The organism is Aquabacterium sp., from assembly GCF_036273115.1.
In the GTDB taxonomy this organism is placed as follows: domain Bacteria; phylum Pseudomonadota; class Gammaproteobacteria; order Burkholderiales; family Burkholderiaceae_C; genus Aquabacterium.
This window is the reverse complement of sequence record NZ_DASUIN010000002.1, coordinates 336,560-358,473: the sequence shown is the minus strand read 5'-3', so window position 1 is coordinate 358,473 and position 21,914 is coordinate 336,560. Positions and strand designations below refer to the sequence as shown.

Annotated in this window: 18 protein-coding genes and 1 tRNA gene; 9 read left to right on the top strand and 10 right to left on the bottom strand. The window is 61.7% G+C overall.

The genetic code is table 11. The features are described 5' to 3' along the window. Positions 1–14: 14 nt before the first annotated feature. Both VFW72_RS02380 and VFW72_RS02375 read right to left on the bottom strand, forming a co-directional pair. Positions 15–1,268, bottom strand: coding sequence for a cytochrome-c peroxidase (locus VFW72_RS02380; RefSeq protein ID WP_329672655.1), 1,254 nt, complete (start codon positions 1,266–1,268; stop codon positions 15–17). A 101-nt stretch (positions 1,269–1,369) separates the two neighbouring features. After that, positions 1,370–3,298: a S8 family serine peptidase gene (locus tag VFW72_RS02375; RefSeq protein ID WP_329672654.1), complete on the bottom strand. Its 1,929-nt coding sequence runs from the start codon at positions 3,296–3,298 to the stop codon at positions 1,370–1,372. A gap of 175 nt (positions 3,299–3,473) precedes the next feature. On the opposite strand from VFW72_RS02375, the gene VFW72_RS02370 reads away from it, so the two are divergent. Beyond that, a complete protein-coding gene (locus VFW72_RS02370; protein ID WP_329672653.1) occupies positions 3,474–4,718 on the top strand; it encodes an MFS transporter in 1,245 nt (414 codons plus the stop codon). Between the two features lie 16 nt (positions 4,719–4,734). Here VFW72_RS02370 and VFW72_RS02365 read toward each other — a convergent pair whose 3' ends face one another. Next, positions 4,735–5,031 carry a hypothetical protein gene (locus tag VFW72_RS02365; RefSeq protein WP_329672652.1) on the bottom strand — a complete coding sequence of 99 codons (297 nt, stop codon included), beginning with the start codon at positions 5,029–5,031 and terminating at the stop codon, positions 4,735–4,737. Positions 5,032–5,183: 152 nt separating this feature from the next. Here VFW72_RS02365 and VFW72_RS02360 point away from each other — a divergent pair, with 152 nt between their 5' ends. Further along, positions 5,184–7,355 carry a TonB-dependent receptor gene (locus VFW72_RS02360; RefSeq protein ID WP_329672651.1) on the top strand — a complete coding sequence of 724 codons (2,172 nt, stop codon included), beginning with the start codon at positions 5,184–5,186 and terminating at the stop codon, positions 7,353–7,355. A gap of 24 nt (positions 7,356–7,379) precedes the next feature. Further along, positions 7,380–9,518 carry a TonB-dependent receptor gene (locus VFW72_RS02355; RefSeq protein WP_329672650.1) on the top strand — a complete coding sequence of 713 codons (2,139 nt, stop codon included), beginning with the start codon at positions 7,380–7,382 and terminating at the stop codon, positions 9,516–9,518. A gap of 67 nt (positions 9,519–9,585) precedes the next feature. Here the strand turns inward: VFW72_RS02355 and VFW72_RS02350 are convergent, their stop codons facing one another. From VFW72_RS02350 to VFW72_RS02340, 3 genes are all read right to left on the bottom strand, one after another. Next, positions 9,586–11,601, bottom strand: coding sequence for an ATP-binding protein (locus tag VFW72_RS02350; RefSeq protein ID WP_329672649.1), 2,016 nt, complete (start codon positions 11,599–11,601; stop codon positions 9,586–9,588). A gap of 22 nt (positions 11,602–11,623) precedes the next feature. Then, on the bottom strand, positions 11,624–12,547 hold the full coding sequence (locus VFW72_RS02345; protein WP_329672648.1) for an ABC transporter substrate-binding protein: 924 nt from the start codon (positions 12,545–12,547) through the stop codon (positions 11,624–11,626). A 234-nt stretch (positions 12,548–12,781) separates the two neighbouring features. Next, on the bottom strand, positions 12,782–13,084 hold the full coding sequence (locus tag VFW72_RS02340; RefSeq protein WP_329672647.1) for a hypothetical protein: 303 nt from the start codon (positions 13,082–13,084) through the stop codon (positions 12,782–12,784). A 110-nt stretch (positions 13,085–13,194) separates the two neighbouring features. Between VFW72_RS02340 and VFW72_RS02335 the strand changes: the two genes are divergently transcribed. Continuing rightward, on the top strand, positions 13,195–13,443 hold the full coding sequence (locus VFW72_RS02335; RefSeq protein WP_329672646.1) for a hypothetical protein: 249 nt from the start codon (positions 13,195–13,197) through the stop codon (positions 13,441–13,443). 114 nt (positions 13,444–13,557) lie between these two features. Further along, a complete protein-coding gene (locus tag VFW72_RS02330) occupies positions 13,558–15,441 on the top strand; it encodes an ATP-binding protein (RefSeq protein WP_329672645.1) in 1,884 nt (627 codons plus the stop codon). Here the strand turns inward: VFW72_RS02330 and VFW72_RS02325 are convergent. The 3 genes from VFW72_RS02325 to VFW72_RS02315 form a co-directional block, all read right to left on the bottom strand. After that, positions 15,356–16,024, bottom strand: a complete 669-nt coding sequence (locus VFW72_RS02325; protein ID WP_329672644.1) for a hypothetical protein — start codon at positions 16,022–16,024, stop codon at positions 15,356–15,358. The two genes, VFW72_RS02330 and VFW72_RS02325, sit on opposite strands and share 86 nt — an antisense overlap. Positions 16,025–16,182: 158 nt before the next feature. Further along, positions 16,183–16,662: a hypothetical protein gene (locus VFW72_RS02320; protein WP_329672643.1), complete on the bottom strand. Its 480-nt coding sequence runs from the start codon at positions 16,660–16,662 to the stop codon at positions 16,183–16,185. 145 nt (positions 16,663–16,807) lie between these two features. Beyond that, a tRNA-Ile gene (locus tag VFW72_RS02315) sits at positions 16,808–16,886 on the bottom strand. A gap of 139 nt (positions 16,887–17,025) precedes the next feature. Here VFW72_RS02315 and VFW72_RS02310 point away from each other — a divergent pair. Continuing rightward, complete coding sequence (locus tag VFW72_RS02310) at positions 17,026–17,229, top strand: hypothetical protein (RefSeq protein WP_329672642.1); 204 nt, start codon at positions 17,026–17,028, stop codon at positions 17,227–17,229. An 18-nt stretch (positions 17,230–17,247) separates the two neighbouring features. Here VFW72_RS02310 and hrcA read toward each other — a convergent pair whose 3' ends face one another. Beyond that, entirely contained in the window at positions 17,248–18,267 is a 1,020-nt protein-coding gene (hrcA, locus tag VFW72_RS02305; RefSeq protein WP_329672641.1) for a heat-inducible transcriptional repressor HrcA, read from the bottom strand. A 95-nt stretch (positions 18,268–18,362) separates the two neighbouring features. On the opposite strand from hrcA, the gene VFW72_RS02300 reads away from it, so the two are divergent. Genes VFW72_RS02300 through rapZ form a run of 3 tightly spaced genes read left to right on the top strand, consistent with a single transcriptional unit; the run spans position 18,363 to position 21,905 of the window. Continuing rightward, on the top strand, positions 18,363–19,265 hold the full coding sequence (locus tag VFW72_RS02300) for an NAD kinase (RefSeq protein WP_329672640.1): 903 nt from the start codon (positions 18,363–18,365) through the stop codon (positions 19,263–19,265). A 1-nt stretch (position 19,266) separates the two neighbouring features. Beyond that, positions 19,267–21,021 (top strand): DNA repair protein RecN, encoded by a 1,755-nt coding sequence (gene recN, locus VFW72_RS02295; RefSeq protein ID WP_329672639.1) that lies wholly within the window; start codon positions 19,267–19,269, stop codon positions 21,019–21,021. Next, entirely contained in the window at positions 21,018–21,905 is an 888-nt protein-coding gene (rapZ, locus tag VFW72_RS02290; protein WP_329672638.1) for an RNase adapter RapZ, read from the top strand. The genes recN and rapZ overlap by 4 nt, the downstream gene beginning before the upstream one ends. The last annotated feature ends 9 nt before the right edge of the window (positions 21,906–21,914 follow it).

The following is a 21,914-nucleotide window of genomic DNA, read 5'->3' as shown; positions in this document are numbered from 1 at the left end:
ATCTGGCCTGCCGGTCACTGCGACCAGCCATCTGTCAGGGTGCCCAGGAACGCGACCACATCGCGAATCTCGGCCTCGGTCAAAGCAGGCTGACCACCGGGCTGGCGGTTGTAGGGAGCCTCGCTGGTGTTGACATTGCCGCGGTACATCACCGGCAGGTCCTGGAAACGGTTGACCTGGCCGTTGACATCACGATCGACCTCGCCCAAGGCTGTGAGGTACCACTTCTCGGGGTTGGTGTCGCGCTGGGCGTAGAAGGTCACCACCGTGATCAGGTCATGAAACACGCCGTTGTGGAAGAAGGCGCCTCGTTGGGCCACATTGCGCAAAGACGGCACCTTGAACGCGCCGCACAGGGGCTGACGCTGGGCATCGGTCAACGCCTGAATGGCCGGGTTGGTGCTGGTGCACAGCCCCAGATCGAAGTAGTTCGGGTCGAGGTTTTCCGCAATCGTCCAGTTGCGCGGCACACCCAGCGAGTCATACGAAAAATCGGTGAACAAGGGGAAGCTACCGTCTGCCCCCTTGGCACTGGGGTGGCAAGCCGAGCAATTGCCTTTCGAGGGGCTGTTGAACAGCGCCAGCCCGCGCAACTCCTGCTCGGTCAATTTGGCTTGGCCCCGCAAAAAGGCATCGTACTTGCTGGTGAACGGCGCAAAGCGCGCGTCTTCGCGCTGAAAGGCTTGAATGGCCAAGGCCATGCGCTCGTAAGCGCTGGCGGTGTCAGCCAAGACATCTGCACCAAACACGCGACGGAACTCATCGGCGTAAGACGCCTGAGCCAACTTCGCCACCACGGCCTCGGGGTTGGCATTGGCCATTTCACGCGCGTTCACAAAAGGGCCCTTGGCCTGATCTGCCAATGAGGTGGCGCGCCCGTCCCAGAAGAAACCGCCGGTGGGTGTGCCTTCGCTGTCGAAGCGGAAATCCTGGTTGTAGCGCAGGTAGCGCATCGAAGGCGAATTGCGCGTGCCGTGCTGGTCGGTGCCTGTCACACCGCCTAACTGAACCGACAGGTCATTGGGAGCCGCATGGCCACGCGCCTCGTCATGGCAACTGGCGCATGACTGCCGGCCCGAGGCCGACAAACTGGGGTCGTTGAAAATCTTCTGCCCCAGCGCCGCCACATCGGACAAGGCCTGCGCCTGCACCACTGCGCCGGGCACCACTGGGGTCGTGCTGTCGCCCCCTCCGCCACCACAGCCCACCTGGAGTACGGACACAGTGGCAAGCAACGCCAACAGAGGCAAACGAATCGAACCGGACATGATGCACTAACTAATGCAAATAACAATGGTTCGCATTATCATGCATAGAGTACAAAAAAGCCAGGGACCTGCCCTGGCTTATCACCCTGGTCTGAGCTAAATCAAACCGGGCGAGATGTGCGCCGCCACAGCCAGATGACCCAGCCAGCCCCCAACAGCAGAACCATCACGTCCATGCTGCCGCCGCCACCTCCGCCCCCTTGCTTGGGCTGGAAAACAGCCTTCACTGTGACGGTCTGCGTAGAAGAGGACGACACATTGAGGTCGTCGGTCACCGTCAGGCGCACCACGAACTGGCCCGCTTGAGCCGGCCGCAAAGACACGGTCGGGGCATTGAGGTCGCCCGGCAAAGCACTGACGACACCGCCCCCGTCCACCAGTTGCCACTCGTACCGAACAATGCGAGTGGCCTGGGCACTGGGGAAGGATCCGGCTGCACTGAGCTCCATCAACTCACCAGCCAAAGGCTGTGCGGGGCTGACCCCGATGAGCGCAACCCCATCTGAAGCAGCCTGAGTCACGGCCGCAGCGGCATCCAGCATGCCAGCGCCACAGGTGCTGGTCGTGCAATAGCATTCGTACTGATCGGCGCTGAGGTTAGGCGCACGGCACACTGGCGTGTTTGCCACGGCCCCATTGGTAGGAAACGCTCGAGCCGTGCGCGTCAAAATGCGCAGGACCGCATCGGGCGACAACGCAGGGCGAGCTGCCAGCATCAACGCCACCGTGCCACTGACCATCGGCGCAGAAAAACTGGTGCCCAAGCCGGCCTTGTAAGTCGAGCCCCCCTCCGCGTCATACTTGGGGTCTTGCGTTCCCCCGTTCGAGGCAGACAAGATCGGGTAGAAACAGTTCACCCCGGCATCGTCTGCGCAGTTTCCCCCTGGGGCACTGATGGCCACCTCGGGTCCAGCAGCCGAATAACCCGACTTCGTCCCGGTATGCCGCAACCCGCCCACGGCAATGACGCCACGACAATTCGCGGGCGTATCGACCGTGCGGCTGCCATTGCCGGCCGACGCCACCACCACGACTCCCCGGGCTCGCACGGCGTCCACGGCCTCTTGATAGGCCTGAGAGCATTCTCCCGTCGAGCCCAGGCTCACGTTCAGGACACGGGCACGAGGTTGAGCCTGCTCACCGGACACCCCGTCAACCGACAAACCTGCAGCCCACCGCATGCCAGCAATGATGTCCGAGTCATACCCGCCACATTTGCCCAGTACGCGCACTGGCAGGATGGTGGTGTTGTACCCCACCCCCGCAATGCCTTCACCGTTGTTGGTGGCCGCGCCCACCACGCCAGCCACCTCCATGCCATGCCAGGAACTGGTCAGCTCCTCTTTGCATTGCGTAGGCGGGAAGCTGACCGGGTTGGCGTCAATTTGCTGCTGCGTGACCCAATCGCCCAGATCTTCCGCCCCAGGGCCTCGCCCGCTCGAGTTGCCGGCACGAATGCGATCAGAAATCATCGTGTAGCCGGGCAGAAACTTGCCGCTGAAATCTCGGTGGTCGCTGCGAACACCGGTGTCCAGCACGGCCACCGTCACCGAAGGCAGCCCTTGCGTCACATTCCAGGCTTCCACGGCGTTGATCGAAGCCGGGGTGTCAGCGTCAGGTGGGTAGAGGTACCACTGACCTGCCGCCAGTGATGGGGAGTTGCCAAACAGAGGGTCATTGGGCACGGACTGGCGAAACCGCAACTGGTCTGCCACCACATATTCCACATCGGGCTGTTGAGATAGCTTGGCCACCAAAGCGGCGGAAGACAGACCTGAGGCCAGTGCCACATGCATTCGGGGAGCCAGTTGCCGCCCGTCTGTCAGGGCCAGCCCCATCTTCTGGCCCAGGCGCTGCATGCGCCCCACTGTCGAGACGGACGGGGAACCGGCTGCCTGAGTGCCACTTTGTGCAGACAAGATTGCCGCGTCAGCGCGAAGCTTGACAATCACCCGTGCACCCGGATCAGCCTGCGCGAACAAGGGCGCAGCCAAGGCTGCCGCCAACCATGCAAAACGGAAAAGAGACATCGAACGCTCGGACCCGGGGCAATTTGATATGCGGATGGTAATTCCAGCGCCACCTGCCCAACAGGGGGCCTGGGTAAACCACTGCAAAGTTGGGGATGATGTGGGGCCGAATGCCAACAAAGTCACACACCATCCATTCCCGCCGAGGTCTTTGACTTGTCGCTACAGTGTCGGGATGACTTCCCCGCACCCCTCTTCCACGCCACAGCAAGACGTCCGCACCATCGGTCTCATCGGGTTGGCGCACGGCACCTCCCATTTTCACCACATGCTGTTGGCGCCGCTGTTTCCGGTCTTCATCCGGGACTTCGGCCTGAACTACGCCCAACTGGGCTTGCTGGTCAGCGTGTTCTTTGTGATTTCCGGCGTAGGCCAGGCCCTGGCGGGATTCGTGGTGGACCGCATTGGCGCACGCCCCGTGTTACTGGCCGCCCTGGGCTGCTTCGTGGCGGCCTCGCTGGCGGCCTTGAACGCCCAGGGATATGCCGGCCTGATGCTCGCGTCTGCATTGGCGGGCTTAGGCAACGCCCCCTTTCACCCTGCTGACTTCACCATTCTGAACAAGCGCGTGTCTCTGCCCCGACTGGGCCACGCCTTTTCGGTTCACGGCATCAGCGGCAACCTGGGCTGGGCTGCTGCGCCCCCCTTCATGCTGGGCATCACCGCCCTGAGCGGTCATTGGCGCTGGGCCTATGCCGCTGCCGCGGCCCTCACCCTGGGCGTGCTGCTGGTGCTCATCTGGCAACGTCAGGCCATCGACGACCACCACAACACATCACCCCACACGCAGCCCCACCTCAAACAGCCGCCCAAGGAGCACGCACTGGCATTTCTGCGGCTGCCATCGGTCTGGTTGTGCTTCTCGTTTTTCTTCTGGACCACATCGGCACTGGCCGCCATTCAAAGCTTCGCCAGCCCCGCCCTGCAACAGCTCTACGGCCTACCCGACTCCATCACGGCATTTGTCGTCACGGGCTACATGCTGTTTGGCGCCGCCGGCATGGTGGCAGGTGGCTTTCTGGTGAACCGCGCCGAACGACTGGAGCGCATCATTGCTGCAGCCATGTCGCTGGCAGCCGCCCTTCTGCTTCTGACCGCCATGGGCGTGCTGCCTGGGCTGCTGGCCGCTTTGGTCACCGCGCTGGCAGGCCTGGGAACGGGTCTGGCGGGTCCCTCGCGCGACATGCTCATCAAACGCGCAGCTCCGCCGGGAGCAACCGGCCGGGTCTATGGCATGGTGTATTCAGGGCTGGACCTGGGTTTCGCAGTCGCCGCCCCCGTCTTTGGCGCGATGATGGACCACGGTCATCCCCAAGGCGTGTTTGCCGGGTCGGCCGTCGTCCTGGTGCTAGGCATTGTTTCGGCCACCTTGGTGGGCCAGGGATTGGCATCACGCCGTCTGGCTCAAGCCCAAGCCTGAAAAGCCTGACAGCCCATCAAACCTCTTCGTCTGTTTCAGGAGAAGACCGACCGGCTCGGCCACCGGAGGTGTCACGGCGCTTGAAAGCCTCAGGGGTGATCACATTGCCCTGCCGCTCAACGGGTTGCCGCAGTCGCTGCAAGATTTCCTGAGTGGCCTTGCGAGCCTCTTTGCGTGTGGCCTGCCTCCGGTACAGCCGCACCAGCTTGCGCCTGCTCTCCGAAAACACTCGGTCCAGCTGCGCACGGCGACGCTCGCCCAAAGCCAGGCGCACCACCATCACCAGGCAAGCTACGGCAACCAATGCCGCCACGATTTTTTCCGCAGGAAACATGATCTGGATATGTCTGAATGCTTCACTGTAACCATAACCCAACGCCCCAGGAGAAATACGGGTAAACAAGCTCGGAGTGGCTGCACAAATGTGCCGAAAATGTTGTCAAAGCTTTTCGGACACCTCTCTGCATGAATTCGCCTTGCCCTTCCGGCTGCAGCCCATTCCTTCCCACTCCAGCCTGCAACCAAGTTCGGCGCCACCCGCGTGCCGTGGCCGCCAAGCTGGTCTGCCTGCTCGGGGCAAGTGCCTTGCTGGGTTCCGCTTGGGCCGCAGGCTCCACGGGCGAGGACGAAGAGGAATTGGCCCAAGCCTTTGGCGACCAAGCAACCATCAGTATTGCCACGGGTGCAAAACAACCCATCAGTCGCGCGCCCGCGGTAGCCACCGTCATCACGGCGGCCGACATTGAGGCCATGGGCGCCACCGATCTGGACGAGGTACTGGAGACGGTGCCTGGTTTCCACGTGGCCAGATCCACTCAAGGTTATTCCCCGTTATACGTTGTTCGAGGCGTCAACCTGGGTTTTAGCCCACAAGTATTGGTGCAGGTGAATGGTGTTCCATTGACCGCCGTTTTCGCTGGCAACCGTGGGATAGTCTGGGGCAGCTACCCGGTTCACAACATTGCCCGCATTGAGGTGTTGCGCGGCCCGGGCTCTGCCTTGTACGGTGCAGACGCTGTGGCGGGGGTCATCAACATCATCACCAAATCAGCTGCCGACATTGATGGCACCGTGGTGGGCGCCCGAACCGGGTCGTTCCACACGCACGATGGCTGGGCCCTGCACGGCGGCCAATGGGGCCCTGTCCAAGTGGCCGCATATGTACGCGTGGGCTCCACCGAAGGCGCTCGCAGCATCATCGAAGCCGACGCGCAAACCGGCTTCGATGCCCTGCGCGGCACTCATGCCTCGCTGGCCCCCGGCCCGGTCAACAATGGTCGCGATTTCATTGACGGCCAGCTTGACCTGAGCCTGGAAAACTGGCGCTGGCGCCTGGGCCTCAACGACCGTGATAACGTCGGCTCAGGCCCCGGCATCGCCTCTGCGCTGGACCCCCGCGGTACCAGTCGCAGCCAACGCCTGATGTCTGACCTGAGCTACGACAACGACCACATTGCCCCCAACTGGGCTCTGAATGCCCAGTTGTCAGCCCTGCACTACAGCGAACGCTCCGATCTGTTTCTGTACCCTGCCGGCGCCAAGATTGGTGGCGTGTACACCGACGGCATGATGGGCAACCCCTACAAGTGGGAACGCCACCACCGCCTGGGTGCCACCGCCACCTACAGCGGCTGGCAAAACCACCGCATTCGCCTGGGGCTGGGCGCCCATTGGGCCGAGATGTACAAGATCAAGAACACGCGGAACTCGAACAACAACTTCACCCCGATCGGCACCGGCTCACTAGCTGATCTGGTCGATGTATCCGAGACCCGCCCCTTCATCCGCCCCCATTCACGCCAGGTTCGCTACGCCTATGTGCAAGACGAATGGCAGCTGGTACCCGACTGGACCCTGACTGCCGGCCTACGGCATGACGACTACTCCGACTTTGGCAACACCACCAACCCGCGCCTGGCCTTGGTGTGGGATGCGGCCTATAACCTCACGGCCAAGCTGATGGCGGGCTCGGCATTCCGCCCGCCCTCTTTCACCGAAATGTTTGCGGTGAACAACCCGGTGGTCACCGGCAACCCGAACCTGAAGGCGGAAAAGACCCATACCGTTGAAGCGGCCGTGTCATGGCAGGCCACCCCGGCCTGGCAATTGGGTGCCAACGTGTACCACTTCCGCATGGATGACATCATCCAACTGGTCAGCTTCGTGTACCAGAACACCGGCAAACTCACCGGCAACGGCGTCGAGCTGGAATCGGCCTGGACCCTGAGCCCCGCCGTGCGCCTGTCGGGTAACTACAGCTATCAATACACCGTTGATGGCGCCACCAGCCACGATGCGGGCAGTGCCCCGCACCATCAGGTCTACGCCCGGCTTGACTGGCGTCTGCCCCAGAATTGGTCCCTGCACACCCAAGTGAACTGGATCAGCGACCAGACCCGCGTGTTATCCGATACCCGATCGCCGCTGGCCGGCTACAACACTCTGGACGTGACCTTGCGTACCCCCGCCGACAAAAAGGGCTGGAGCACCGCGTTCTCCATTCGCAACCTGCTGGATGCCGACGTTCGCGAGCCGACGACTTACGATTACTCAGCGGCTCACCCCTTCATTTCCCTGCCCAACGATCTCCCCATGCCAGGACGCTCGTTCTACGTGCAGGGCACCTACCGCTTTTAACGCTGTACTTGCACCTCCATCGGCATGACAGAAACACCCCAACTGGCTCACTCTGCAACTCGTCGGCACCCGCGCGCAGCCGCGGCCCGACTGGCTTGCCTGGCCGCATTGCCTTGGCTTCTGAGCCCTGCCAGTGCCTTGGCAGGCAACGAAGAGGAAGACCTGGCGCAGGTGTTCGGCGACCAGGCTCTGGTCAGCATTGCCACGGGTGCCAGACAACCACTCAGCCGCGCGCCCGGCGTGGCCTCCGTCATCACGGCAGCCGACATCGAAGCCATGGGCGCCACCGACCTCGACGAGGTGTTGGAAAGCGTGCCGGGCCTGCATGTCGCCCGGTCAAGCCAGGGGTATTCGCCGGTGTATGTGGTGCGCGGCGTCAACCTCGGCTTCAATCCTCAAGTTCTGGTGCTGATCAACGGCATCCCCTTGACCACGGTGTATGCCGGCAATCGTGGCAACCTCTGGGGCGGCTACCCCATTGAAAACATCGCGCGGGTCGAGGTGCTGCGGGGGCCAGGCTCGGCCCTGTACGGCGCCGATGCCGTGGCTGGTGTGATCAACATCATCACCAAGACCGCCCAAGACATTGACGGGACCCGACTGGGTGCCCGAACCGGCACATTTCACACACACGATGGCTGGGCCCAGTACGGCGGGCAGTGGGGCCCCATTGACGTAGCCAGTTATGTGCGCGTGGGCTCGACCGATGGCACCAATAACCTCGTCGAGGCCGATGCCCAGACTGGCTTCGACCGCCTATTGGGCACCCATGCATCGCTGGCCCCGGGCCGACTCAACACAGGTCGAGACGTCATCGACGGCCAACTCGACCTCAACTACGAAAACTGGCGCTGGCGCTTCGGTCTGCGCGACCGTGACAACGTCGGTTCGGCCCAGGGCATTGCCTCTGCACTCGACCCGCGAGGCAGTAGTCGCAACCAGAGCCTGTCGTCCGACCTGAGCTACAACAACGAGCACATCGCACCGGACTGGGCCATGTCGGCCCAATTGTCGGCCCTGCATTACAGCGAGCGGTCCGACCTGTTCCTGTTTCCCGCAGGCGCCAACCTGGGTGGCGTGTTTACCGACGGCATGATCGGGAACCCCTACAAATGGGAACGCCATCATCGCCTGGGGGCCACGGCCACCTACAGCGGCTGGCTCAAACACCGCGTCCGCTTCGGCTTGGGGATGCATTCGGCCGAGCTGTACAAGATTCGCGAAACGCGCAACATGAACATCGATTTCACACCGATTGGTGCGGGGTCCCTCTCCGATGTGATCGATGTATCTGACACCTGGCCCTTCATTCGTCCGCACTCGCGTCAGGTGCGCTATGCGTACGCGCAAGATGAGTGGCAACTGGTGCCTGACTGGACTTTGACCGCAGGTCTGCGCCACGACCGCTATTCAGACTTTGGTGACACCACCAACCCACGACTGGCCCTGGTATGGGATGCGGCTTACAACCTCACTGCCAAATTCATGGCGGGATCGGCCTTCCGCCCCCCCTCTTTCACCGAGATGTTCGCGGTGAACAACCCTGTGGCCAACGGCAACCCGAACCTGAAAGCTGAAAAGACCCGCACCGTGGAAGCGGCCCTGTCCTGGCAGGCTAGCCCTGCGTGGCAACTGGGGGCCAACGTCTACCATTTCCGCATGGATGACATCATCCAGTTGGTCAGCTTCGTGTACCAGAACACAGGCAGCCTCACAGGCAACGGTCTCGAGCTGGAATCTGCCTGGACATTGAACTCTGCCGTACGTCTGTCGGGCAACTACAGCTACCAGTACACCGTGGACAGTGCCACTGAACACGACGCCGGCAACGCTCCGCACCATCAGATCTACGCCCGGCTCGACTGGCGCCTACCTCGAAATTGGTCGCTGCACACTCAGGTCAACTGGGTCAGCGATCAGACTCGCGTGCTGGCCGACACCCGCCCTGCTCTGAAGGGCTACAACACCATCGATGTGACATTGCGAACTCCCTCAGACAAGAAAGGCTGGGGCGCCACGTTTTCAGTACGCAACTTGCTGAACGCAGACGTGCGCGAGCCTTTCGCTTACGACGCCACCCCTGGCCGCCCCTTCATTTCGTTGCCCAACGACTACCCCATGCCAGGTCGATCGTTCTACGTGCAGGCCAGCTATCGATTCTGAATTCTGTGGGCTAGGCGTAGGGGCCCCGTTGCTCCCGCGCCCTGCTCTCGTGCCCTGCTCTCGTGCCTCAGCCCACTGAACGCTTCCACGCCAACGACAAACACTGACCGATGCGCGCCAGCAGCAGGTCGCGCTCAAGCGGCTTGGGCAAGAATGCATCGGCTCCCGCCGTCAAAGCGCGATCCTGATCAGCCATCGAGGCATTGGCCGACAAGGCTATGACAGGCAGATGGGGCTGCCCCGGCTTGCGGCGCAAGCGTTCGATCGCGGCAATCCCATCCATCTCAGGCATGACAATGTCCATGACCACCAAGTCGGGCGCGGTGTCAGCAATCTGAACCAAGGCATCCACCCCGTCAATTGCCTGCCGAATGTCGAACCCCAAAGGCGACAGCAGGTCGGCCAGCATGCGCCGATTGGCCGCCACATCGTCCACCACCAGAATCTGCTTGCGAGCCCCCTCATAACCGGTGACCCGGTCGAAACTCACATCGCTGGCGACCAGATCGGGCGGAGCTTCCTGCGACGACTTCACCCAGAGATCGAACCAGAACAAACTGCCCTGCCCCGGCTGGCTTTCCACCCGGATTTCGCCGCCCATCATGCGCACCAACTGACGGCTGATGGCCAGCCCCAGACCGGTTCCCGCAGCTCGACTGCGTCCATCGCCGGCTTGCTCGAACGGTTCAAAGATGCGCTCGATGTCGGCCTGAGCCAAGCCCACCCCACTGTCCTGCACCTCGAAACGCAAGCGATGCCCGCGCGCGGGAGAGAACCCCATGCCGCTGACCGTCAGCCTGACTTGCCCCTGAGCCGTGAACTTGATCGCATTGCTCAACAAGTTGAGCAGAACCTGCCGCAACCGTTTTTCATCAAGCTGCACCACCTCGGGCACATCAGCCGCAACCTGCAACCCGAAACCCAACTGCTTTTCTTCCGCCTTGATTCGAATGATATCGCCCAGGCCCTTGAAGAAATCACGCGTTGGCACAGAGGCCTCATAGAGTTGGAACTTGCCTGCTTCAATGCTGGCCAGATCCAGAATGTCATTGATGAGCAAGAGCAGATGCTCACCACTGCTGTAGATGGTGCTCAAGCCGACCTTCTGGCGCTCGTTGAGCGGATCACCAATGCGCAGCAGTTGGGCATAGCCCATGATGGCGTTGAGCGGCGTACGCAGCTCGTGGCTCATGCGCGCCAGGAAGCTGCTCTTGGCCTGATTGGCCTCTTCGGCTCGCTCCTTGGCCTGCTGCAACTCCAACGTGCGCTCCCGCACCAGGTCTTCCAGCTGTTCCTGATGCCGGCGCAACTCCTGCCCGCGCTCTTCAAGCGAGGCGATCATGCGATTGAATGCCTGCGCCATGGCGGCAATGTCCTGCGAACCGTGTACTTCGGCTCTGACGGTGACGTCTCCGTGCTCGGCCTGCGCCATCACCCCCGAAAGATCTTTCAATGGCTGGGTCAATCGGACAGACAGCCAGCGAATCACCACCAGAAAGACAGCGGCACAGGTGAAGGAAATGATGAGGTTGGCAAAGAACACGTGCGCAGTCATGCGCTGCAACGTGGCCTTGCTGTAGACCACCCGAACGTGGCCCACGAAAGTTTCCTTGGGGGCTTCCACCTCGAAGGGCGAGGCGTCGGTGCGTGTCCAGACCGGGGCAATGAAATGCCAGGCGTCGTCGGACTCCTGATCGAGATAAGCCTCTCGGGGCAAGACCTTGCCTTGCAGCCGGCCTGGCTTGGCGAAACCACCCGTACCGCGCCCCATGAGCAGCGATCCGTCGGCATTGACCAGATCCACACGCAACACATCAGGAAACGCCAGCGTGGCTTCCACCGCACGATCGGCGTTATCTGACGATCCAGCCAGGAGCGCCAACGCACTCTGCCGCGCCATGCTCGACGCCACCTTCAGGCCTTGCTGGGTGAGGGTTTCCACAATTTGCTGGCTGCCCTGCCACGCGCTGACCAAAGACGACAGAATCGCCATGATCAGGACACCGAAGGCCACGGCCAGACTGAGCTGCCGCCTGAAGGTCATGCTGCGCAAGGGGCGCCGTATGCCTTGTTGTTGGAGCATGTTCTGAGTTTTCACCATCTTCTCAAGGCTCCGGGAAGACCATTTCGACACGCAAGCGACGCGTGTCGACATTGATACCAAGGTGGCTGGCCGTACGGGTGTTCACCGCCAGTAGTACTTCTTTCAGTGGGCTCAGGCCAGGTTGTGTACCGCCTGTCGACAATGCCTGACGCGCCAAACCTCGCCCCATTTCGACGTTGTCCGGATACAGCGCAAACAGAACCCCGCGACGGACATGACCCAAGTTGCTGGAAAACACCGCAAGACCGCGCCCCCAGCTCTCTTCCAGAACCATCGGCAGCACCACCGACTCGTCAACCGTGGTCGAATCCTGGGGCAACCACAGCACATCACGCCGTGTATCTGCACCGACGAAGACGTCTTTGTAGTGGTGTACGGCTGTTTTGAGGTCAGACGCCTCCAGGGCCAGCAACTCCAACCCCTGTGCCCTGGCCGCTTCGCGGGCCAGACGCACCAGCCAGTCGTTCTGGCGTGGGTCATAGACCACCATGATCCGACGTACGGCAGGCAGCATCGACTTCAAACGGGAAAACAGCGCGGCAGGATCAGGGGCCAGGCTTTGCACTGGCCATTCGCGCGCCTGAACATCAGGCACAGCGATCACGCCCCCAGCCACCACCGACCATTGCCGCTCCATGGTGGAAGCCAGCTTGAGGCCATTGCGCCCCAAGGCAATCACGACCTTGACATCACGTCGGCGAAGCTCGCTGGCCATGTCGACTGCATTGGCGTTGGCGCCCACCGCAAAACTCGCCACCCGGCCATTGGCCTGATCTTCAATGCCACCGATGATGGCGGCAAAGACGCTTCGGTAGGGTTCGCCGATATCAGGGTAGAGCACCGCGATGTTGCGGCTTCGATCTTCCGCTGCACCGACCCGGAATGAGCCTGCCAGCATCAGGCTCAAAGCCAATGCTCGGCGCACTTCCGAAATCGATTGCGACCTGCTCAAAATTTTCCCTGAACTTATGTGGGCTTTTGCCAAACCGACAGCTTACCCAGAGTTCGGGGCGGCGAAGGCCGTAATTTTCCCGATTCGGGACCAGAACCGGCCCAATCAGTCATGCTTAAAAAAGCGGCAAACCAAGCCATCTCATAGGAGAAAACACAGTTCTCCCCGGTTTGCCAACAAAGTTACCCACAGCTTGCGTGGATAACTTCAGCGCTTGCTTTCGGTGCTTTGCCACAACAGTCCTTGCAGACGCTGAGCAAAGCGAGCGGGATTGAAGCCTGCGCGGTTAGACATCTTAGTCAACTCAACCTCACCAGACGGCAAGGATTTCCCTACAAGATCACGCAATTCACTCAGGCGCCCATACCAGCGGGCATTGGCCAGCAACAGCATGGCGCAGGCCTTTTGCTCGGGAGCGACCCCTTCAAGCTGGCCCCAGGCCTCGGCATTGAAACGCCCATGCTGGGCGACACAGAAATTCAGCAACTGTTGCTCGGTATGACGGTTCATGACTGGGCAAAACATTTCAGGACACGTTCCTCTAACGTGCGATGCGGTGAATCGGATGACACAAGCTGGCTGTCAATTGCACCCTGCCCCCGCCTGATACGATGCGCAGCATGATTTCCCAGTTCAAGAGCCTGCTGCAGCGCCGACAAGCCGCCCGTCAAAAGCCGCAAGACATCTATCAACGCGCGCAATCGCTTCTGGACGCAGTCGATGCAGGCGGACTCCCCCTGAACCCGGCCATCATCAACGACATCGCTCGACAACTGGGGCTGGAGGTATCGTCTTCCGCACCAATGGACGAAACCATCGATCGAATTCGCGCCGCCATGTTGCGCCACCGCATCCAGGGTCAGCCGTGATCTGGGTTTGCCGGTCAAGTTAGGGCCTCAAGCTAGACCTGCCGGTCTTTTTGACGCAAAGTGTCACACTGCAGTAGGTTGTAGCCGTCCAACCCCTAATCGCCTCATCGCGCGATGCAATCGAACCACCCATCCAGACGAGCAGTACAAGAAGAGCAGCTTCGCATGATCTGGGCCCATGCCCGTATTGGCGTGCTGGTCGCCACAGCGTTTGCTGTCGTGCTCGGATTGGGGCTGCGGGAAGACCTGGGCTCCGAAACGGCGGTAGACGCCTGGCTGGTGGTCAAAGTGGTCGTCTCCACTTTTCGCTGGCTTCAAGGGCGCGCAGGACTCAACCACCCACCCTCTCGCGGAGCCACCCTCACCGGTCTGGTCGTGGATGGCCTGATCTGGGGGACCGCCGGGCTGTACGTATCCGTCACGGCCCCGTGGACACACGCCTCTTTCGTCATCGCAGCACTCGCTTGCATTTCATGCGTGGCCACGTTTGGCTTGCAGTTCAGTGTGCGCTACACGGCCGGGTATGTGCTGCCCATGCTGATTCCTACCGCCCTGGGCATGCTCATACGTGGCGAAATGCTGGGCCAGTTGGGCAGCCTGGGACTTCTGATGCTGCTAGGGCTGCAACTCATCACCGCCTCGCGCAGCGAACAGCGCCTGACCGAATCGATCCGTTTGCGCATGCAGGCCCAGGCACTCGCACAGGAAAAAGACGACGCCCTGAAAACAGCCGTTCGGCAAAGCGCCGTGAAAACACAGTTCCTCGCCAACATGAGCCACGAACTGCGCACCCCCTTGCACGGCATTTTGGGCATGGCTCGCATCCTGCACCTTGATGTGCACGATCCGCGTCTGCGGCAGCGTGTCGAGTTGATTCAATCTTCAGGCACCCATCTGCTCAGCCTGATCAACGACCTGCTTGACATTTCCCGAGTCGAGGCCGGGCAGTTCGTGCTGCGCAACGAACCCTATGACCTGCAAGAACAGATTCGCCAGCTGGCGGGGCTGTACACGGTGCGGGCCGAGGAAAAGGGGCTGCGCTTTGAGATTCGCAATGGTTTACCCAGAAGTTGCTGGGTGATGGGCGACGCAGCACGCTTTCGGCAGGTGCTTCATAACCTGCTGGGCAATGCCATCAAGTTCACACACCATGGCAGTGTGACCCTGACGATCACACACGATCCTGACGAGGGGGACGTGTGCGCTGAAGTCACCGACACGGGCCCCGGCATTGCCCCAGCTGACCTCGATCGCATCTTCGATGCCTTCCAGCAATCGGAATCGGGTTCGGCGAACCGCTCGCATGAAGGCGTGGGGCTGGGCCTGACCATCGCTCGAGACATCGCTCGCGCGATGGGCGGCGACATCACCGCCACCAGCGAACCCGGCTACGGCACCACGATGGTCTACACAGCCTATCAACCCGCTGTGGCAGCCCCTGTGGAGCACAGCGCCACGCCTGCATGGCATGCCGCTGCGGCGACGGGGCACCCCTTGGATCAATCTGCACAGCCCCCTGGGGCGCTGAGCCCATGCCTGGTCCTGCTCGCCGAAGACAACGAAGTCAACGCCCTCGTGGCCACGAACTTTCTGGAGTTAATCGGCGTCAGTACGGAACACGTGAAAGATGGCAAAGAGGCGGTTCAACACGCACTGAGAGAGATCAACCGCCCCGACCTGATCCTGATGGATTGCCACATGCCAATCATGGATGGCTATGAGGCCACCCGAGAGATTCGTCAGCAGGAAAAGCAACTTGGCCTGATCCCGGTTCCCATCGTGGCCCTGACGGCCACCGCAGGCGACGCAGAAAAGCAAGACTGCCTGGAGGCCGGCATGGATGACTTCCTGTCCAAACCGTGCACGCTCGAAGATCTCAGCCGCGTGGTCAACCGTTGGACCTCGCGCCAGATCACGCCACCTGCACCGCCACCGCAGGAAGCCCGGCACTTTGCTCCTGAGCCGGAGCCGACACAAGGCGCGACGGCGCAAGCATGAATTGCTGCAAGCGGTGCCCGGCCTGCTCCCAGACCTGACGGGTCTGAGGCAAGTTCATGGTGAATACCAGATGGGGAATGTTGCCTGCATAGGTCAGCGGCACCATCTGACCTGGGGCCAGATAGTCTTGAAAACCCAGCATGCGATAGGTTCGCGCCAGCGACTGGCTGCGCGCGCAAATAACCAGCCACTCAATGGCATGGGCCTCGCAGTAGTCGTAGACCGCTTTCATCAAATGGAGCTTGACGCTGGCGTCTGCCCCGGGCAGCACCGCCAACCGGGTCGCTTCGGCACGAGCGGCCGACGTGATCTGATGCGGCAAGATGACGCAACGTTCGACCTGCAGAGGGTGTCGCTCATGCGTCTGGATGCGAACCGTCCCCACAGGCTCGCCAGTGTCCGTGTCGCGGCAAATCAGGACGGCCACATCGTCGGCCACATCGAGGTGGTCGACCTGCCCAAAACTTGCCCCGACCTCTCCCAGGTGGTGCCCGTAGCCTGCCATGCGCACCCGGCAGGCGTCTCGCAAGTCATCGTCAGTGGTGGCAATCTGTACTGCAAAACGGCTGGCGCACGGGGTCATCTGGGCACTCGCTCTGTGAAATAGAACGAGGCCAACGATAGGGCGCCAGCCCTCTGCGCCAAGGCAAGAAAAGAGCGGGTTTCAAGGGCAAATTCTGCTCAAATTTTAAGCAAACCCTCACACCCCCCAGAAATAACCGACAGGCTCGCCTGCCGAGTTCATTCCTGCGGCGGCTTGGCAGCCTGCTCCGCCATGTCCTCCACGTCGTGGCGGACAGCCGTCATCCAGGCCCCTGCCATGGCGTTCATGACGCCATTGGCGGTTTTGAGCAAATTCGCCGGAGTCAGGTCTTCTGGCGGGCAAAGCAAAGGCCCAGCCGAATCAGGGTTCACCGCGGGCTGATCCGGACTGGCCATCAACATCCACTGAGCCATGCCGCTTTGCCACTGCGTCCACGCCTTCATCTGGGTGTTGACCAACGAGTTGAACAACTCCGCCATGCGCATGGCCTCATCGACACCCGCTGTCACCGGCACGCTGAGCATGTCCTTGCCGCCCTCAAGCTGTTTCTCCACGCCAGGCAGCGGCTTCATCATCTGCAACCAGAAATCAGCAATCTGGGCTGGCGCTTCCAGCCAGACTGGGGATGCTGGTGCTGAAACAGCCTCGGGGGTTCCGATTGGGGTCTTGCGTGTCATGATCGTCGCCTCGGTGAATTATGGGAAACACAACTGCAGTTGTTTTATACCCCCTCGTCAGGTCATGAGCAATCCTGATGCGCAAGGACTTTGCGTTGAGCCCAAACAAAAAAGCCAACCCCGAAAGGTTGGCTTTTCCGCTTGTTGGTAGGCCCCCCGGGAGTCGAACCCGGCACCAACGGATTATGAGTCCGCTGCTCTAACCAAGCATGAGCTAGAGGCCCGTTGCGCCCTTGAAGACACGGTGCGAATTGTAGTGCGTAGACCGAGCACACTTTAGGGATGGGCTCGCACTGCAAAACGCAGTACTTTCAACGCAACGGCTGACCGTTAGCGCCGTTCACTGAACACAAGGAGCAGACCATGCCCAACAGCAGGAACCCGGCCGACAAGCAAACCCCGCATGCCCGCAAGGTTGAAAACGACCACAACAGGATGGGCGAGCAAGCCAACACCCAACTGAATCAAGGTCACCGCACCCCAGAAAGCCGAAGCGACCGTGAGTCGCATGTGGGTAGCCACAATCAGTCTCAGTCCAGGCAGGCGCCAGGAGGGGCGAAGCGCTGAATCAGTGGGGCCGCACGTTCACTTCTGGCTCAGCGCATTGCTGACCAGGCGGGACGTGATGTCCACAATCTCGATCATGCGGTCGTAGGCCATGCGGGTGGGCCCGATCACGCCCAGCGTACCGACCACCTGGCCGTTGATTTCATACGGGGCCGACACCACCGAGAGCTCTTCAAACGGCACCACCTGGCTTTCGCCACCAATGTAGATCTGCACCCCTTCGGCTCGGCTGGAACCATCGAGCAGGCGCATGAGCTGGGTTTTCTGTTCGAACAGATCGAACATGCGGCGCAATGAGCCCAAGTCGTTGGAGAAGTCTTCCACCGTCAGCAAATTGCGCTCGCCCGACACCACAACCTGATCGGTGCTCTCAGCCAGGGCTTCACTGCCAGCCTGCACCGCCTGCTGCATCAGGGCAGCCATGTCGCTACGCAGTTGATCGACTTCCGACTTGAGCCGCTCACGCATGGCCTCGATCGACAGGCCCGAATAATGGGTGTTGAGGATGTTGCTGGCCTCAACCAATTGAGCCTGGCTGAAGTCCTGCGGGGTGAAGATGACGCGGTTCTGCACATCACCATCAGGCGCCACCAGAATCACCAGCACCCGCTTTTCTCCCAGACGCAGGAATTCAATGTGGCGAAACACCGATGGCTTGCGCGGGGCCGTGACCACGCCAACAAATTGCGAGAGGCTCGACAGCATCTGAGCCGCGTTGGCAATCACGCGCTGAGGTTGGTCAGGCAGCAACTGCTCGCGCGTCTGGGCATCGAGATCGTTGAGGGACAACTGCCGCGCGGTGAGCATGGTGTCCACGAACATGCGGTAGCCGCGCGCCGTCGGCACGCGCCCTGCAGAGGTGTGGGGGCTGACGATCAGACCCAGCTCTTCCAGATCAGCCATCACATTTCGGATGGTGGCAGCAGAGAGCTCCAGGCCCGAGGCACGCGACAAGGTGCGCGACCCCACGGGCTGGCCGTCGGCAATGTAACGCTCAACGAGCGCCTTCAGCAGAATCTTGGCTCGATCATCCATCATGGCCGTTTCATTTTAGGCCGACTGAGGGCAAACCGGGGGGCCGCCCACCGGATGCGTGGTACGGATTCACAACCCGCTGTGGTGTAATCGCCCGCATGTCCAGTCCACCCAACTGTCGCTTCCGTCATGCCGCCCTGATCGGCAAATACCAGGCCCGTGGCATTCGCCCGATTCTGGAAGATGTGGCGCACATTCTCTCTCGCACCGGCGTTGAGGTTTCTCTGGAAGTGGAAACGGCCCTGAACACCGGCATGGGCGACTATCCTTCGCTCACGGTCAATGAAATTGGCCGCGAATGCGATGTGGCCGTGGTGGTGGGCGGCGACGGCACGATGCTGGCCGTGGCACGCGAACTGTGCCGCTATAACGTGCCCCTCATCGGCATCAACCAAGGGCGTCTGGGCTTCATCACCGACATCCAGCAACGCGACGTGGCCACCGTGCTGCCCGTGATGCTGGCCGGTCACTACGAAGAGGAAACCCGCTCGGTGCTGGAGGGGGCTGTGCTACGCCCCCGTCGCGATGGCGGTCTGGAAACCATTTACGAAGACTACGCCATCAACGAAGTGGTGGTCAGCCGTGGCGCCACGGCCAGCATGGTGGAACTGCGTGCCGAGGTGGACGGGCTGTTCGTGGCCAACTATCGGGCTGACGGTTTGATCGTGGCCTCGCCAACCGGATCGACAGCTTATTCGCTCTCCGCAGGCGGCCCCATCTTGCACCCGGGCCTCAATGGTTGGGTCATGGTGCCCATCGCTTCGCACACGCTGTCGAACCGGCCTATTGTGGTGCCAGACACCGGCACCATCGACATTGAGATCGTCGCAGGCAAAGACGCGAGCATGAACTTCGACATGCAAAGTTTGGCGAGCTTGTTGCATGGCGACCGCGTCACGGTTCGCCGCTCGGCCCACCGGATTCGCTTCCTGCACCCCCAAGGTTGGAACTACTACGCCACGCTGCGGCGCAAGATGCGCTGGAACGAAGGAGTGAGTTGACATGTTGCGTCGCCTGAACCTGCGCGACTTTGTGATCGTGACGTCGCTGGACATTGATCTGAGCAGCGGCTTCACTGCCTTGACCGGCGAAACCGGTGCAGGCAAATCGATTTTGATTGATGCCCTGCAACTGGCTTTGGGCAGCCGGGGCGACGCTGGCGTGGTGCGCGAAGGCGCTGCGCGGGCCGACATCACCGCCGAGTTCGAACCCAACAACGCCCTGATGGCCAAACTGAGTGCCTGGCTGGAAGAAGCGGGCTTCGAGGCCGCGTCCGGCGAGCCGCTGCTGTTGCGCCGCGTGGTCGACAACCAGGGCAAGAGCCGCGCCTGGATCAACGGCCGCACCGCGACCGTGTCACAACTGCGAGAGCTGGGCGAGTACCTGGTCGACATCCACGGCCAGCATGCCTGGCAAAGCCTGACGCGCGCCGATGCCATTCGCGCGCTGGTTGATGAGCAAGCTGGGGTTGACACCGCTGCCCTGCTAGCCGCCTGGGCCACACGCCGCCAGGCACGCCAGAAGCTGGAAGACGCTCGGACCCGCCAGGCCGATCTGGACCGTGAACGCGAGCGCCTGCAGTGGCAAATTGCCGAGCTCGACAAGCTCAACCCGCAGGCCGACGAGTGGGAAGAACTCAACACAGAACACCAGCGCCTCAGTCACGGCCAGGCCATTCTCGATGCCACCCAGTTGGCGTTGAACCAGATTTCCGAAGCCGATGACAGCGCCGATTCATTGACCTCGCGCGCCATTGACGCACTCGACGACGTGGCGCGCTATGCGCCCGAACTGGCCAATGCCCTGGAGGTGCTACGCAGCGCGCAGGCGCAATTGCAAGATGCAGCCCACAGCCTGAGTGCCACCTTGCGCCACACCGATCTGGACCCTGACCGGCTGGCTGAGGTTGATGGCCGCATGTCGCTGTGGATGAGTCTGGCGCGCCGGTATCGCCGCACACCAGCCGAGCTGCCCGAGTTGCTACAAGGCTGGAAAGCCGAACTGGCCGAGGTCGATGCCGCAGCCGATCTGGCCGCCTTGGAGCAACAAGCCGAAGCCGCCCACCAGGCGTGGCTGGCTACGGCCAAAGTTGCCTCCAAACAGCGCGCCGCCATCGCACCGGTGCTGAGTCAGTCGGTCACGGAAGCCATGCAGAAATTGGGCATGGCCGGCGGTCGCTTCGAAGTCGCCTTGGTCAAGCAAGACGAGCCCCAAGCCTTCGGGCTGGAGTCGATCGAGTTCCTGGTGGCAGGCCATGCGGGCAGCACCCCTCGCCCATTGGGCAAAGTGGCATCCGGTGGCGAACTGTCGCGGCTGGCCCTGGCCATTGCCGTGACCACGACGCAGCGCGCCGACCAGGCCACCGCCGTCGGCACCCTGATCTTCGACGAAATCGATTCAGGGGTGGGCGGCGCGGTGGCCGACACCGTGGGCCAATTGATGCAACAACTTGGCCGTGATCGCCAAGTGCTGGCCGTGACCCACCTGGCCCAAGTCGCCGCCTGCGCCCACCAGCATCTGGTCGTGTCCAAGGCCTCGGTTGATGGCCAGACCAGCAGCGATATTCGCCCAGTATCAGACGAAGCCCGCGTTCAGGAAATTGCGCGCATGCTGGGCGGCGCCATCACCGACACCAGCCGGGCGCATGCCCAAGCCATGCTGCACACCGCCCATTCGGCAGACACTGCAGACACGGCACCAGAGGGCAACAACACCTCGACTGCCACCCGGCCCCGCAACAAAAAGGTGGCCGCATGAGCGTACTCGACATCGTCTTGCTGACTGGTATTTCCGGCTCGGGCAAATCTGTGGCGCTCAATGCGCTGGAAGACACGGGCTATTTCTGCGTCGACAACCTGCCGCCGCAACTGCTGCGAGGTCTGGTCGATCTGGAACAGAAACGCGCCCCCGAACAGCAGCGTCGTCTGGCCGTGTCGGTCGATGTACGCAGCGCGCAGTCGCTACCGGACCTGCTGCCAGTGCTCACCCAGCTGCGCCAGGAAGGCATCAAGGTGCGCTCGGTGTTTCTGGACGCCAGCACCGATGCCCTGGTTCGCCGGTTCTCGGAAACCCGACGCCCTCATCCCCTGCTACAAGGTGGGGAGCAGCTCGAAGGCTCTTCGGGTGAAAAAATTCTGGTCGACACGATCAACCTGGAGCGCGAACTGCTGAGCCCACTGCGCGAGGTCTCGACCGTGATCGACACCTCCCTCTTGCGCCCGGCCCAATTGCGCACCTGGATTCACAACGTGGTTCAGGCCGTGCCGTCACGCCTGACCTTGGTGTTCGAGTCGTTCGCGTTCAAGCATGGCGTCCCCATTGACGCCGACTTCGTGTTCGACGTGCGCGTGCTGCCCAACCCCTACTACATCAAGGAACTCAAGCCCTTGACGGGGCGAGATCAGCCCGTGATGGACTACCTGGCCCAGCAGCCCGAATCGGCCGAGATGATCGCCCAGATCGAGGCTTTCTTGCTGCGCTGGCTGCCCTCCATGGAAGAGGACCAGCGCAGCTATGTGACGGTGGCCATTGGCTGCACCGGCGGTCAGCACCGCTCGGTGTATTGCGTCGAGCAGCTGGCACAACGCTTCGGCGCCAGAGGCGTCGTGCTGACCCGTCACCGGGAGCAGGACGCCCGCTGAAAACCGCGC

Bases quoted from the DNA above. Each gene is read 5' to 3' on its own strand.
- VFW72_RS02335 (WP_329672646.1), top strand. From the start codon at position 13,195: ATGATTTCCCAGTTCAAGAGCCTGCTGCAGCGCCGACAAGCCGCCCGT.
- VFW72_RS02325 (WP_329672644.1), bottom strand. From the start codon at position 16,024: ATGACCCCGTGCGCCAGCCGTTTTGCAGTACAGATTGCCACCACTGAC.
- hrcA (WP_329672641.1), bottom strand. From the start codon at position 18,267: ATGATGGATGATCGAGCCAAGATTCTGCTGAAGGCGCTCGTTGAGCGT.
- VFW72_RS02380 (WP_329672655.1), bottom strand. From the start codon at position 1,268: ATGTCCGGTTCGATTCGTTTGCCTCTGTTGGCGTTGCTTGCCACTGTG.
- VFW72_RS02360 (WP_329672651.1), top strand. From the start codon at position 5,184: ATGAATTCGCCTTGCCCTTCCGGCTGCAGCCCATTCCTTCCCACTCCA.
- VFW72_RS02310 (WP_329672642.1), top strand. From the start codon at position 17,026: ATGCCCAACAGCAGGAACCCGGCCGACAAGCAAACCCCGCATGCCCGC.
- VFW72_RS02350 (WP_329672649.1), bottom strand. From the start codon at position 11,601: ATGCTCCAACAACAAGGCATACGGCGCCCCTTGCGCAGCATGACCTTC.
- rapZ (WP_329672638.1), top strand. From the start codon at position 21,018: ATGAGCGTACTCGACATCGTCTTGCTGACTGGTATTTCCGGCTCGGGC.
- recN (WP_329672639.1), top strand. From the start codon at position 19,267: ATGTTGCGTCGCCTGAACCTGCGCGACTTTGTGATCGTGACGTCGCTG.
- VFW72_RS02330 (WP_329672645.1), top strand. From the start codon at position 13,558: ATGCAATCGAACCACCCATCCAGACGAGCAGTACAAGAAGAGCAGCTT.
- VFW72_RS02375 (WP_329672654.1), bottom strand. From the start codon at position 3,298: ATGTCTCTTTTCCGTTTTGCATGGTTGGCGGCAGCCTTGGCTGCGCCC.
- VFW72_RS02370 (WP_329672653.1), top strand. From the start codon at position 3,474: ATGACTTCCCCGCACCCCTCTTCCACGCCACAGCAAGACGTCCGCACC.
- VFW72_RS02355 (WP_329672650.1), top strand. From the start codon at position 7,380: ATGACAGAAACACCCCAACTGGCTCACTCTGCAACTCGTCGGCACCCG.
- VFW72_RS02320 (WP_329672643.1), bottom strand. From the start codon at position 16,662: ATGACACGCAAGACCCCAATCGGAACCCCCGAGGCTGTTTCAGCACCA.
- VFW72_RS02340 (WP_329672647.1), bottom strand. From the start codon at position 13,084: ATGAACCGTCATACCGAGCAACAGTTGCTGAATTTCTGTGTCGCCCAG.
- VFW72_RS02300 (WP_329672640.1), top strand. From the start codon at position 18,363: ATGTCCAGTCCACCCAACTGTCGCTTCCGTCATGCCGCCCTGATCGGC.